Annotated in this window: 11 protein-coding genes; all 11 read left to right on the top strand. The window is 60.7% G+C overall.

The window, feature by feature from the left end; genetic code table 11:
* The first annotated feature begins 9 nt into the window (after positions 1-9).
* The 11 genes from QP324_RS04350 (at position 10) to def (ending at position 13625) form a co-directional block, all read left to right on the top strand.
* Entirely contained in the window at positions 10-1347 is a 1338-nt protein-coding gene (locus QP324_RS04350; protein WP_284814702.1) for a dihydroorotase, read from the top strand.
* 23 nt (positions 1348-1370) lie between these two features.
* The gene (gene carA, locus QP324_RS04355) at positions 1371-2552 is read left to right on the top strand and encodes a glutamine-hydrolyzing carbamoyl-phosphate synthase small subunit (RefSeq protein WP_239277666.1); all 1182 of its coding nucleotides are present in this window, start codon (positions 1371-1373) and stop codon (positions 2550-2552) included.
* Between the two features lie 25 nt (positions 2553-2577).
* The gene (carB, locus tag QP324_RS04360; RefSeq protein ID WP_284814704.1) at positions 2578-5919 is read left to right on the top strand and encodes a carbamoyl-phosphate synthase large subunit; all 3342 of its coding nucleotides are present in this window, start codon (positions 2578-2580) and stop codon (positions 5917-5919) included.
* The gene (gene pyrF, locus QP324_RS04365) at positions 5903-6742 is read left to right on the top strand and encodes an orotidine-5'-phosphate decarboxylase (protein WP_284814706.1); all 840 of its coding nucleotides are present in this window, start codon (positions 5903-5905) and stop codon (positions 6740-6742) included. The genes carB and pyrF overlap by 17 nt, the downstream gene beginning before the upstream one ends.
* Before the next feature lie 259 nt (positions 6743-7001).
* On the top strand, positions 7002-7322 hold the full coding sequence (mihF, locus tag QP324_RS04370; RefSeq protein ID WP_005328460.1) for an integration host factor, actinobacterial type: 321 nt from the start codon (positions 7002-7004) through the stop codon (positions 7320-7322).
* A gap of 8 nt (positions 7323-7330) precedes the next feature.
* Entirely contained in the window at positions 7331-7900 is a 570-nt protein-coding gene (gmk, locus tag QP324_RS04375) for a guanylate kinase (protein WP_049378220.1), read from the top strand.
* A 40-nt stretch (positions 7901-7940) separates the two neighbouring features.
* Positions 7941-8243 (top strand): DNA-directed RNA polymerase subunit omega, encoded by a 303-nt coding sequence (rpoZ, locus tag QP324_RS04380; protein WP_005324891.1) that lies wholly within the window; start codon positions 7941-7943, stop codon positions 8241-8243.
* Between the two features lie 129 nt (positions 8244-8372).
* On the top strand, positions 8373-9620 hold the full coding sequence (gene coaBC / locus QP324_RS04385) for a bifunctional phosphopantothenoylcysteine decarboxylase/phosphopantothenate--cysteine ligase CoaBC (protein WP_284814708.1): 1248 nt from the start codon (positions 8373-8375) through the stop codon (positions 9618-9620).
* 109 nt (positions 9621-9729) lie between these two features.
* A complete protein-coding gene (gene metK / locus QP324_RS04390) occupies positions 9730-10962 on the top strand; it encodes a methionine adenosyltransferase (protein ID WP_239277672.1) in 1233 nt (410 codons plus the stop codon).
* Positions 10963-10973: 11 nt separating this feature from the next.
* The gene (locus QP324_RS04395; RefSeq protein ID WP_284814709.1) at positions 10974-13013 is read left to right on the top strand and encodes a primosomal protein N'; all 2040 of its coding nucleotides are present in this window, start codon (positions 10974-10976) and stop codon (positions 13011-13013) included.
* Between the two features lie 99 nt (positions 13014-13112).
* Entirely contained in the window at positions 13113-13625 is a 513-nt protein-coding gene (def, locus tag QP324_RS04400; RefSeq protein ID WP_284814711.1) for a peptide deformylase, read from the top strand.
* Positions 13626-13700 lie beyond the last annotated feature (75 nt).

The following is a 13700-nucleotide window of genomic DNA, read 5'->3' on the forward strand; positions in this document are numbered from 1 at the left end:
GGAGAGACAATGACTACTTACCCGGAAACCGGTCGCCTTTCCGCGCCGGCGGAAACCCCACTGGTGATTAAGAATGTGCGCCTGTACGGCAAAGGCGAGCCCACCGATGTCGTAATCAAGGACGGCATTATCGCTGCCATCGGCGCCACAGCAGAAGCCGAGGATGCACAGGTCATCGACGGCCAGGGCAACGTACTTCTGCCGGGCTTGGTGGATATGCACGTGCACCTGCGCGAGCCCGGCCGCGAGGATACCGAGACTATTGAGACCGGCTCCAAGGCCGCCGCCAAGGGCGGTTTCACCGCCGTGTTCACCATGGCTAATACCAACCCGGTGACCGACCAGCCCATCATCGCTGAGTCCGTATGGGCCAAGTCCCAAGCACTGGCGCTGTGCGACGTCCACCCGGTGGGCTCCATTACCAAGGGCCTGGAAGGCAAGACGCTGACTGAATTCGGCATGATGGCCCGCTCGGACGCCAAAGTCCGCATGTTCTCCGATGACGGCAAATGCGTCCAGGATCCGCAGCTTATGCGTCGCGCCTTGGAATATGCCAAGGGCATGGACGTGCTGCTGGCACAGCACGCCGAGGATGACCGCATGACCGGTGGTGCTTCCGCCCATGAAGGCGAGACCGCGGCCAAGCTCGGCCTGCGCGGGTGGCCGCGCGTGGCGGAGGAATCCATCGTGGCCCGCGACGCCCTATTGGCGCGCGACTACGGCAACCGCGTGCACATCTGCCACGCCTCGACCCAGGGCACCGTGGAGCTACTGAAGTGGGCAAAGGAGCAGGATATTCCTCTCACCGCCGAGGTAACCCCGCACCACCTGTTAATGACCGATGACAAGCTGCGCACCTACGATGGCCTCTTCCGCGTCAACCCGCCGCTGCGCGAACAGCGTGATACCGAGGCCCTGCGCGAGGCGCTGCTCAATGGCACCATCGACTGCGTCGCCACCGACCACGCCCCGCACGGCTCCGAAGACAAGTGCGTGGAGTTTGAAAATGCCCGCCCTGGCATGTTGGGCCTGGAATCTTCTTTGGCCGTCATCGCCAAGATCTTCGTCGAGACCGGCTTGGCCGATTGGCGCTTTGTTGCCCGCGTCATGTCCGAGCGCCCTGCAGAAATCACCCGCCTGCCGGGCCACGGCCGCCCCATTGCAGAGGGCGAGCCGGCGAACTTGACCATTGTGGATCCAGACCACCACTGGGTCTCTGATTCCTCTACGCTGGCCTCCAAGTCCGAAAACAATCCGTACGCTGGCGAAGAATTTGGTGCCCGCGTTACCCACACCATTTTGCGAGGTGCCGTCACTTTTGACTTGGCAGCCTCCGAAGAAGACTAACCTTGCACACTGAAACCACCTATATGGCAGAGAAAGGCCACGACGTGACTGATAGAACCCCAGCAATCCTCGTTCTCGCGGACGGGCGCACATTCCGCGGTTATGGCTTTGGCGCCACCGGCACCACCTTGGGTGAGGCCGTATTCACCACGGCGATGACCGGCTACCAGGAAACCATGACGGACCCGTCCTACCACCGCCAGATCGTGGTATCCGCCGCGCCGCACATTGGCAATACCGGTTGGAATGATGAGGACAACGAGTCCCACGGAAACCGCATCTGGGTTGCTGGCCTCGTTATCCGCGACCTTGCACAGCGCGTATCCAACTGGCGCGCGGAGCGCAGCCTAAGCGAGGAGATGGAAAAGCAAGGCGTCATCGGCATCCGCGGCATCGATACCCGCACCTTGGTGCGCCACCTGCGCAACTACGGCTCCATCGCCGCCGGCCTGTTCTCCGGCGAAGATGCTCAACGCCCAGTAGAGGAGCTGCTCAAGGAAGTTAAGTCCCAGGACTCTATGGAAGGCGCCGATCTCGCCGCGGAGGTTTCTACCGACGAGCCGTACACGGTTGAAGCCGTAGGGGAGAAGAAGTACACCGTCGTTGCCTTCGACATGGGTGTTAAGACCGCAACCCCGCGCCACTTTTCCCAGCGCGGCATTGAAACCATCGTGGTGCCCGCAAATACCTCCTTTGACAAGGTGAAGTCCTATAGCCCGGATGGCGTCTTCGTCTCCAACGGCCCGGGCGACCCGGCTACCGCCGACGAAATGGTGGGCATCATCAAGCAGGTGCTCGAAGCTAAAATCCCGTTCTTCGGCATCTGCTTTGGCAACCAGCTCCTGGGCCGCGCGCTTGGCCTGGACACCTACAAGATGAAGTTTGGCCACCGTGGCATCAACGTGCCGGTGCGCAATAACGTGACCGGAAAGATCGACATCACCTCCCAGAACCACGGCTTCGCGCTGAAGGCGCCGGAAGGCTATGACCTAAACAGCAACGACGCCGAGTTCGCCACCGACTTCGGCCCCGCGCAGATCACTCATATCTGCCTCAATGACGACACCGTGGAGGGCGTGGCATTGCGCAACGGCATGGCCTACTCCGTGCAGTATCACCCAGAATCCGCGGCGGGCCCGCACGATGCCAACCCGCTATTTGATCAGTTTGAAGAACTGATGGCTAACCACACCCCAAATAAGTAGACAACCAGGAAAAGGAAGAATAACTATGCCAAAGCGCAACGACATCAACCACGTCCTGGTCATCGGCTCCGGACCGATCGTCATCGGCCAGGCTTGCGAGTTCGACTACTCCGGCACCCAGGCCTGCCGCGTGCTCAAGGAAGAGGGCCTGCGCGTGACGCTGGTCAACTCCAACCCGGCCACCATCATGACCGACCCTGAGTTTGCGGATCACACCTACGTCGAGCCCATTGAGCCGGAATATATCGAAAAGATTCTGGTCAAGGAGCGCGAAGAGGGGCACCCCATCGACGCTGTGTTAGCTACCTTGGGCGGCCAGACCGCGCTGAATGCCGCAGTGCAGCTGGACCGCCAAGGAATTTTGGACAAGTACGGCATTGAGCTCATCGGCGCCGATATTGACGCCATCGAGCGCGGCGAGGACCGCCAGAAATTCAAGGACATCGTCGCCTCCATCGGCGGTGAGTCCGCCCGCTCCGCTGTGTGCCACAACATGGATGAGGTCCACGAGACCGTCGACAATCTCGGCCTGCCCGTCGTAGTCCGCCCGTCCTTCACCATGGGTGGTTTGGGCTCCGGTCTGGCCTTCAATAATGAAGACTTGGACCGCATTGCCGGCGGCGGCTTGGCCGCATCCCCTGAGGCCAACGTACTCATTGAGGAATCCATCCTGGGCTGGAAGGAATACGAGCTCGAGCTCATGCGCGATGGCGACGACAACGTCGTAGTTGTTGCCTCCATCGAAAACGTCGACGCCCTAGGCGTGCACACCGGCGATTCCGTCACCGTTGCCCCGGCGCTGACCCTCACTGATCGTGAGTTCCAGAAGATGCGTGATTTGGGCATTGCCATCATCCGCGAGGTCGGCGTTGATACTGGCGGCTGTAATATCCAGTTCGCGGTAAACCCGGATGACGGCCGCATCATCGTCATTGAGATGAACCCGCGCGTGTCCCGTTCCTCCGCGCTGGCATCCAAGGCCACCGGTTTCCCGATTGCTAAGCTGGCGGCCAAGCTCGCCATTGGCTACACCTTGGACGAGGTGCAAAACGACATCACCGGCGAGACCAAGGCTGCCTTCGAACCGACCTTGGACTACGTCATTGTCAAGGCCCCGCGCTTTGCTTTTGAGAAGTTCCCGGGTGCCGATGACACCCTGACCACCACCATGAAGTCCGTGGGCGAGGCCATGGGCATCGGCCGCAACTACATCGCGGGCCTGAACAAGGTCATGCGTTCTTTGGAAAGCAAGCCCAATGGCTTCTGGACCAAGCCGGATGAGTACTTCGCGGGCGAGCGTGCCACTGACCTGCAGGCCGTTCTAAAGGACCTGGAGCGCCCGACCGAGGGCCGCATGTACGACATCGAGCTGGCCCTTCGCCTTGGCGCTTCTATCGACGAGGTCCACGAGGCTTCCGGCGTTGACCCCTGGTTCATCGCTGAGCTGGCCACGTTGGTGGCCTTCCGCCAGGAGCTTATCGACGCCCCAGTGCTCACCGAGGAGCTGCTGCGCGAGGCCAAGGTCTTTGGGCTTTCCGACGCCCAGATTGCCGCCCTTCGCCCCGAATTCAACGGCGAGGATGGCGTACGTAGTCTGCGCTGGCGCATGGGTATCCGCCCCGTGTACAAGACCGTAGATACCTGTGCCGGCGAGTTCGAGGCACAAACCCCGTACCACTACAGCTCTTATGAGCTTGACCCGGATGCCGAGACCGAGGTTCGCCCGGCACCGGAAGGCTCCAAGGGTAAGGTCATCATTTTGGGCTCCGGCCCTAATCGCATTGGTCAAGGTATCGAGTTTGACTACTCCTGCGTTCACGCGGCCCTGGAACTTTCGGATCAGGGCTACGAGACCGTCATGGTCAACTGCAACCCGGAGACCGTCTCCACCGACTATGACACCGCAGACCGCCTCTACTTCGAGCCGCTGACCTTCGAGGACGTCATGGAGGTCTACCACGCGGAGGCCGCTTCCGGTGACGTTGCTGGCGTGATTGTCCAGCTGGGCGGCCAGACTCCGCTGGGCCTTGCCGCCCGCTTGGAGGAGGCAGGCGTTCCGGTTGTGGGCACCAGCCCCGCAGCTATCGACTCCGCCGAGGATCGCGGCGAATTCGGCAAGGTCCTCGATGAGGCAGAATTGGCAGCACCGGAATACGGCACCGCCACCTCCTTCGCGGAGGCCCGCGAGGTTGCTTCCTCCATCGGCTACCCGGTACTGGTTCGTCCGTCCTACGTGCTGGGCGGCCGCGGTATGGAAATCGTCTACGACGAAAAGGCGCTGGAAGACTACATCGAGCGCGCCACCGAGCTGTCTCCGGACCACCCGGTTCTGGTGGACCGCTTCTTGGATTCCGCCATCGAGATTGATGTTGATGCCCTGTGCGACGGCACCGAGGTCTACCTGGGCGGCGTCATGGAGCACATCGAGGAGGCCGGTATCCACTCCGGTGACTCCTCCTGTGCGCTGCCTCCGATGACACTTGGACCCGAGGACATTGAAAAGGTCCGCACGTCCACCCGCTTGCTCGCCGAGGGCATTGGCGTCAAGGGCCTGATGAATGTCCAATTCGCCTTGAAGGACGACATCCTCTATGTCATCGAGGCCAACCCACGTGCTTCCCGTACCGTGCCGTTCGTCTCCAAGGCCACCGGCGTACCACTGGCTAAGGCAGCTTCTCGCGTCATGATGGGCTCGAGCATCGCGGATCTGCGTGCCGAAGGCATGATTCCTTCCGAATACGACGGTGGCTCTTTGCCGCTGGAGCACCCGATTGCCGTCAAGGAAGCAGTCTTGCCATTCAATCGCTTCCGCCGTCCCGATGGTAGCCTGCTCGACACGCTGCTCTCGCCAGAGATGAAGTCCACCGGTGAGGTCATGGGCTTGGCTACCAACTTTGGCGCGGCCTATGCCAAGGGCGAAATCGCAGCCTTTGCCGTACCGCCCACGGAGGGCACCGTCTTCGTTTCTGTTGCCAACCGCGACAAGCGCACCCTGATCTTCCCGATTCAGCGCCTAGCCAACATGGGCTACAACATCGTCGCTACCGCCGGCACCGCCCAGATGCTGCGCCGCAACGGTATCGAGTGCGAGGTTGCTGCCAAGGTCTCTGAGGCCAAGGAAGGCGAAGAGTCCATCGTGGATAAGATTTTCAACGGCGAGATTGACTGGATTCTCAATACCCCGGCCGGCTCCGCCGGTGCCCGCCACGATGGCTACGATATCCGCGCCGCCGCCGTACACATGGAGATCCCGCTGGTGACCACCGTGCAGGGTGTAACCGCAGCCGTCCAGGGCATCGAAGCGATGCGTATTGGCAACCTGCAGGTACGCGCACTCCAGGAGCTTGAGCATGGCCCACAGCACTAAAGGATTTGGCGAGCGGCTAGAAGAAGCCGGGCAGGAACGTGGGCGCCTGTGCGTTGGCATCGACCCGCATCCATATCTCTTGGAGAAATGGGGGCTGGAGCCCACCGCTGAAGGTCTGCGGACCTTTAGCATGCGCTGCGTTGAAGCCTTTAGCGATACCGCCGCCTTGGTAAAGCCACAGGTCGCTTTCTTTGAGCGCTTTGGCTCTCAGGGCTTCGCGGTCCTGGAAGAAGTCTTGGCTTCCCTGCGGGAAGCGGGGTGCCTTACTGTTGCCGATGCCAAGCGCGGCGATATTGGCTCCACCATGGCCGGCTATGCAGATGCGTGGCTCGGCGATAGCTCGCCGCTGCGCGCAGATTCTGTGACCGTGTCGCCTTATCTAGGCGTTGGCGCACTGGGGCCGGTATTCACCAAGGCCGAAGAAACCGGCCGCGGTGTATTCGTCCTCGCCGCTACCTCCAACCCGGAGGCGCGTGCCATCCAGTCGGTCCCGGTGGGCGAGGAGAGCACTATCGCTCAGGGCGTCGTCGATGAATGCGCCGCGTTCAATGTCGAGGCGAACAAGGCCGACAAGGCTGGCGATGTCGGCGTAGTCGTCGGCGCTACGTTGGACAATCCGCCGCGCCTCGATGCGCTCAATGGTCCAGTTCTTCTGCCCGGTGTCGGCGCCCAGGGCGCTGGCCCAGAGCAGGTGCACGGCATTGTATCTGCTCATCCATCGCTGGGATTTGCCAATGTGTCCCGAGCAGTGCTGGAGCAGGGTCCGGACGTCGCTGACCTGCGCAAAGCAGTTGCTCAGGTGGCGGCGGAGTTTCGGGACTAATAGAGGCGGCGTGGCTGATTAACAGCCGCGCCGTTTACCTGGTACTTTGTTTAAGGTATGTGCGGTGACGTGCTAAAATAGGCGTGCTTTTGGACCCGCTAATCGTCACCGTTCAATGAGCAGTGCTAGGATTGGCAGAAGTCGGTTTGCTCGAAGGTTATTAATAACTTTCCGCGGTGTATTAACTGCGTTAGGCAACCGTAATCTGGTACCAAGTACTAGACGTAACAGAATCAATCTAATGAATCGGAGGAAACCCGTGGCCCTTCCAAAGTTGACTGATGAGCAGCGCAAGGAAGCTCTCGCAAAGGCCGCTGAGGCCCGCAAGGCTCGCGCCGAGCTCAAGGCTGCGCTCAAGCGCGGCGAGACCGACCTGAAGGACGTGCTCGAAAAGGCTGAGACCGATGAGATCATCGGCAAGACCAAGGTTTCTGCACTCCTCGAGGCTCTGCCGAAGGTTGGCAAGGTCAAGGCTAAGGAAATCATGGAGGACCTGGAGATTGCTCAGACCCGTCGTCTGCGCGGCCTAGGTGAGCGTCAGCGTCGTGCTCTCCTCGAGCGTTTCGGCTACGGCGAATAGTCACAACCATGGCTGACGCAACTGCACGCGGGCGCCTCGTCGTATTGGCGGGGCCTTCCGCAGTGGGAAAATCCACCGTAGTTTCGCGTCTGCGCAGTGACGTCGAGGGGCTGTATTTCAGCGTGTCTATGACCACGCGCCAGCCCCGCCCCGGGGAGCAGGACGGTGTCGACTACTTCTTCGTCACCCCAGAAACCTTTCAGCAGCGAATCGATGCCGGGGAGATGCTCGAATGGGCTGATATCCACGGCGGGTTGCAGCGCTCTGGAACGCCCGCCCAGCCGGTAGAGGAAGCTTTGGCCGCTGGCCGGCCGGTACTCGTTGAGGTTGACCTCGCGGGTGCTCGGAGTGTTAAGAAAGCGCTGCCGGAGGCAGACCTGGTCTTTTTGGCACCCCCGTCATGGGAGGTACTTGTGGAGCGGCTTACCGGCCGCGGTACCGAGCCGCAAGACGTCATTGACCGTAGGTTGCAAACTGCGCATGAGGAACTAGCCGCACAGGACGAGTTCGATCACGTCGTTGTGAACGAGGATCTGGACGAGGCAGTATCTGCCATTAGTGATATCCTGCGGGCATAGACCTCCTTTTTGACCATCTTCAATCAATGTAAAGGTGCATGTGACTAACGTGACCACCCCTTCTAACACTGAAGCCGCAAAGGCGGAACCAGTATTTGATGATCCGATCGGCATTACTGATCCCCCGATCGATGAGCTTTTGGACAAGGTTTCCTCTAAGTACGCTTTGGTCATCTTTGCCGCTAAGCGCGCACGCCAGATCAATAGCTACTACCAAGAGCAGGATGAAGGTGTCTTCGAGTTCGTAGGCCCGCTGGTTACCCCAGAGCCAGGCGAAAAGCCTTTGTCCATCGCATTACGCGAGATTGATGCTGGCCTGCTTGACCACGAGGAAGGCAAGTAGCTAGCACTAAGCGTGTAATAGCTTTAAGGCTCCACGCGCCGCCACGGATGTGCATCCCCGAATTAGGGTGCACCTCTTGGTCGCGGCGGGTGGAGCCTTTGTCTATGTCGGCAGGTACCATCGTGCGGTGTGACTGATAAAGATACCTCTCGCAATATTGTTCTGGGCGTCGCTGGCGGCATCGCTGCCTTCAAGGCGTGCCACCTCGTGCGCAACCTCAAAGAAGGGGGCGATGATGTCCGCGTTGTCCCCACGGAAAGTGCACTGAACTTCGTGGGCGCGGCCACGTTTGAGGCACTGTCCGGCCATCCCGTCGCCACGAGTGTGTTTCAGGCCGTGGATGAGGTGCAGCACGTCAACGTAGGACAGCATGCGGATGCAGTGGTCATTGCGCCCGCCACCGCGGATCTTATCGCGCGCTTGGCTGCAGGCCGAGCAGACGATTTGCTCACGGCCACCGTATTGGTCGCAACGTGCCCGGTTATTGTGGCCCCGGCCATGCACACTGAGATGTGGCATAACCCCGCTACGCAGGACAACGTGGCTACTTTGCGACGCCGCGGTATTACCGTCATCGAGCCCGCCCACGGACGCCTTACCGGCAAGGATTCTGGCCCAGGTCGTTTGCCGGAGCCGGAACAAATCGCCGAGATTATCCGTACTGAACTGGCAGGCTATCGAGTGCAGCACACCTGGCAGGGCAAGAAAGTCGTCATATCGGCCGGCGGTACCCAGGAAGAGCTGGATCCGGTCCGATACTTGGGTAATCGCTCTTCCGGCAGGCAGGGATTCGCGCTCGCGGAATGGGCCGCCCAGATGGGGGCCAAGGTCACCCTCGTTGCGGGTAATACCGCCCAGCTTCCTGTGCCAAGCGGTGCGAAGCTCCGGCACATTGTCTCCACCCGTGAGTTGGAGGACGCCATGCGCGAGGAGTCCCGCGATGCGAACGTGGTGATCATGGCCGCTGCAGTCTCTGACTTCCGTCCGGCGGAGGTCGCCGAGTCAAAGATGAAGAAGGGGCAGGCAGACGATGCGCTCTCGACGCTCCATCTGGTGGAAAACCCCGATGTACTCAAAGGGCTCGTCGCTGCGCGCGAGCGCTCGGAGATCCCTGCGGAGTGCGTAATTGTGGGCTTCGCCGCCGAAACCGGCGATGCCCAGAAGTCCGCCTTGGACTATGCCCAGGAAAAGTTTGCGCGTAAGGGCTGCGACGTGCTCATGGCCAATGAGGTCGGGCGTGGAAAGACCTTTGGTCAAAAGTCCAATGAGGGATGGATTTTGCGTCCGGATTGCGCGCCGCAACGCGTGGAGCATGGCTCGAAGCAGGTTGTTGCCGCTCAGATTCTTTTGGCCGTGAATGAAATGTTTCAGGGGTAGACAACTAAAATTGCATTTATAGACCGCTTGGTCTAGGCTTGCGAGGTATTAGGCTTGGGCGTAGAAAACCCACAGCATCGAATCAACAGTGAGAACGAAGGAAGTTTTTGTGACTGATAACGCTGCAGTGGCAACTCGTCTTTTTACCAGCGAGTCCGTTACGGAAGGCCATCCCGATAAGATTTGTGACGCCATTTCTGACGCCATCCTTGATGCCCTGCTAGAAAAGGATCCAGCATCCCGCGTGGCCGTTGAGACGTTGGTAACCACCGGCCAGGTCCACGTGGTGGGCGAGGTTCGCACCGAGGCATACGTAGAAATCCCGGCGCTGGTGCGTGACACCCTTAAATCCATCGGCTTTACTTCTTCAGAAGTCGGCTTTGATGGCAACACTTGCGGTGTGAATATCGCCATCGGCGAGCAGTCCCAGGAAATTGGCGCGGGCGTAGATAACTCCACTGAAGCCCGCGCCCATGACGAGGACTATGATGCCGAAAACGATACCGCTGGCGCAGGCGACCAGGGCCTGATGTTCGGCTATGCTTCCAATGAGACCGCTGAGTACATGCCACTGCCTATCGCTTTGGCGCACCGCCTGTCCCGCCGCCTGACGCAGGTACGTAAGGAAGGCATCGTCGATCACCTCCGCCCGGATGGCAAGACCCAGGTGACCTTTGCCTATACCGACGACAATGAGCCGTCCCACCTGGATACCGTGGTCATTTCCACGCAGCACGATGCCGAGGTCGATAGCGCTTGGTTGGAAGGTCCCTTGCGCAGTGAGGTCCTTGAATGGGTTATCAAGGACGCCGGCTTGGACAAGTACTACACCGAAGAGACGACCTTGTTGGTCAACCCTTCCGGTTCCTTCATTCTTGGCGGACCGATGGGCGATGCCGGTCTTACCGGCCGCAAGATCATCGTCGATACCTACGGCGGTATGGCTCGCCACGGCGGCGGCGCCTTCTCCGGCAAGGACCCAAGCAAGGTGGACCGTTCCGCTGCTTATGCCATGCGCTGGGTGGCTAAGAATATCGTCGCCGCGGGCTTGGCAGATCGCGCTGAAGTTCAGGTGGCTTACGCCATCGGCCGCGCCAAGCCGGTGGGTCTGTACGTGGAGACCTTCGGTACCGCCAAGGAAGGCTTGAGCGATGCGAATATCCAGGCTGCGGTGAATCAGGTATTTGACCTGCGCCCGGCCGCTATCATTCGCGAGCTCGACCTGTTGCGTCCCATCTATGCGCAAACTGCGGCCTACGGACACTTTGGCCGCACCGACGTTGAGCTGCCGTGGGAGCAGTTGAACCGAGTGGAAGCATTGCGTGCTGCCGCTGGTCTGTAGAATCGAGGCCTATGCCTAAGAAAACACCCGCCACCCGGAAGCCGGTTGCGCGGGTGTTGCCTCTTTTAGGGGTTGCGCACCTGGACCGAGGATTTGATTACCTCGTTGAAGAGGCAGACTCGGAAGAAGTCCAACCGGGGATTAAAGTTCGCATCCGCTTCAACGGGCGCTTGGTGGACGCGATTGTCATAGAACGCCGGCATGATTCTGAATTTGGCGGCAACCTGCGCTTTATCGAGCGCATCATCTCACCCTTCCAGGTTTATCCGGCGCAACTGGCCCGGCTTGTCGACGCCCTCGCTGACCGCTACGGCGGGGTGCGCTCAGACATTATCCGCTCCGCCATCCCGCCGCGGCACGCCAAGGCGGAGGAATCCGACCTAGAAACCCCGTGGGAGGAGCTCGGCACCACGAGCGAGCCCGACCTATCAGGATGGTCGGCCTATCAACATGGCGAGGCTTTCGTCGACTCGATTCTGGCCGGCAAGCTCGCCCGTGCCGCCTGGCAAATCGCCCCGGGCGATGATTGGGCACATGCGCTGGCTGCACTCGCTGCCAAAGTGGCGCTTGGGGGAGGAGGGGTTCTCCTCGTCGCCCCGGACCAGAAGGGCGTTGATGCTTTAGACGCCGCGCTTCGCCAGGTACTTGGGGCAAAGCAGATTACGGTGCTGACAAATAGCATGGGCCCGCAGGCGCGCTATCGCCGCTATCTCTCCGCTCTAGTGGGCCAAGCCCGCGTGGTCATTGGTACCAGGTCCGCCGCTTTTGCCCCGGTCAAAGACCTGCAACTGGCGGTGATCCTCGATGATGGCAATGATAATTTGGTCGACAACCTCAAGCCCTATGTCCACGCGAGGGAAGTACTTACCACCCGCTCAGCCTTCGAAGGCTGCAGCATGGTTTTGGCCAACCATTCGCGGACGGCGGAGACACAGCTCCTCGTGGAATCAGGATGGGCGCACGACGTGGTGGCCAAAGAGCAGACCATATCGGCGCGTTGCCCGGCTATCGAGGCGGTGGGGTCGTTCGGTCTGTCTATCGCCCGCGACCTCCAGGGCGGCACCACAAAAGTACAGGCGCAGGCCTTCCAAGCCGCCCACCAAGCGCTGGATAGAGGAGAGCCCGTGTTGGTGCAGGTCCCGCGCAAGGGGTATGCGCCCATTTTGGCCTGTGGCCAGTGCCGAGCGCCGGCTCGCTGCCGGCATTGCAATGGGCCATTGGGGCTGCCGCCCAAGGGGGCGTCGGCAAGCGCAGGCTCGGACGAAGCGGGAATGCCTACCTGCCGCTGGTGCGGTCGCATTGAGGCGCGGCATCGGTGCACCGAATGCGGGTCTCCGCGCCTGCGGGCCATCGTGTTGGGCTCGGAGCGCACTGCGGAAGAAATGGGCCGAGCCTTTCCCAATACGCGGGTGGTGGTCTCAGGCGGAAACAAGGTGCTCGATGCGGTGGACAATGCGCCGGCGCTGGTCATTGCCACCCCTGGTGCGGAACCGAGAGTAAAAGATGGAGCCTATGGCGCGGCGTTGCTCTTGGATGCCGGGGCATTGCTCAACCGGCAAGACCTGCGCGCCACGGAGGATACCCTAGCGAAGTGGGCGCAGGCGGCTACCTTGGTGCAGCCGCATTTCAAGGGTGGTCGAGTAATCCTGGCGGCCGATGACTCGCTCACCGTAGTCCAGCATTTCCTGCGTTGGGATATGGTGGGCGCGGCCGCGGCAGAGCTTGCTGCCCGGCGCGAAGTGCGCTTCCCACCCGCGGTGCATTTTGCTGCCATCGACGGTGCGGATGCATCCCTAGATGGCTTTGCCGAGCTTGTGGATCTTCCAGACCACGCGGAGGTATTAGGACCAGTTCCCCTTCCGCCGGGGCAGAGCCTGCCTGGTGACTACGATAGCCAGCGCTTTGGCCCACCGCAGCGGCTGGTCGTGCGCACCCCGCTGGGGCCGCGGTCCCAATTGGGGCGGGCTTTGCGCAGCGCCAACGCCGCGCGCAGCGCCCGCAAGGATGACCTGCCTTTGCGCATTATGGTTGACCCTATCCACGTGGGTTAGCCATATCGGGGCCATAGGCGCTCATGCGCTAATCTCGACGGAGGAAGCCGCCACCGCCGGCCGGCTTGGTCTCGGTGCTATGAGAAAGGTGTGATTGCCATGTCCCTTCGAGAGCTGCGCATCTACGGCGACCCAGTATTGGGCAGCCGCGCGGAGGAGATTAGTAAATTTGATGCCGGTCTGCGCGCTCTGGCGAGCGATATGCTCGAGACCATGGATAAAGCCGGGGGAGTAGGGCTAGCGGCTAATCAGGTGGGGATTTTGAAGCGAATCTTTGTCTATGACTGCTCGCATACCCAATCTGGGCTGCGCGGGGCACTTGTCAATCCGGTCTGGACTCCGGTGGGAGAGCAGCAGCAAACAGGCCCGGAAGGATGCCTATCCATTCCGGGAATTAGCGCGGAAACCACGAGGTTCAACCAGGTTTTTGTGACTGGCCAGGATATTGAGGGGCGCCCTGTGTCCATGGTGGCCTCAGGACTGATGGCTCGGTGCATCCAGCATGAGACGGACCACCTCGATGGGGTGCTCTTCCTACAACGCTTGGAGGCGCCAGTGCGCAAGGAGGCCATGCGCGCCATCCGTGAATCCGAGTGGTTTAACGCCTCGTAGCCCGCTCACTGTGGCGGCAGCGTTGCGGCGTTGTAGCCTAGTATTTTGAACGACATTAAGAGGAGAGTTTCCCGC

The sequence above is a fragment of the Corynebacterium sp. UMB0012 genome (assembly GCF_030216265.1).
Classification (GTDB): domain Bacteria; phylum Actinomycetota; class Actinomycetes; order Mycobacteriales; family Mycobacteriaceae; genus Corynebacterium.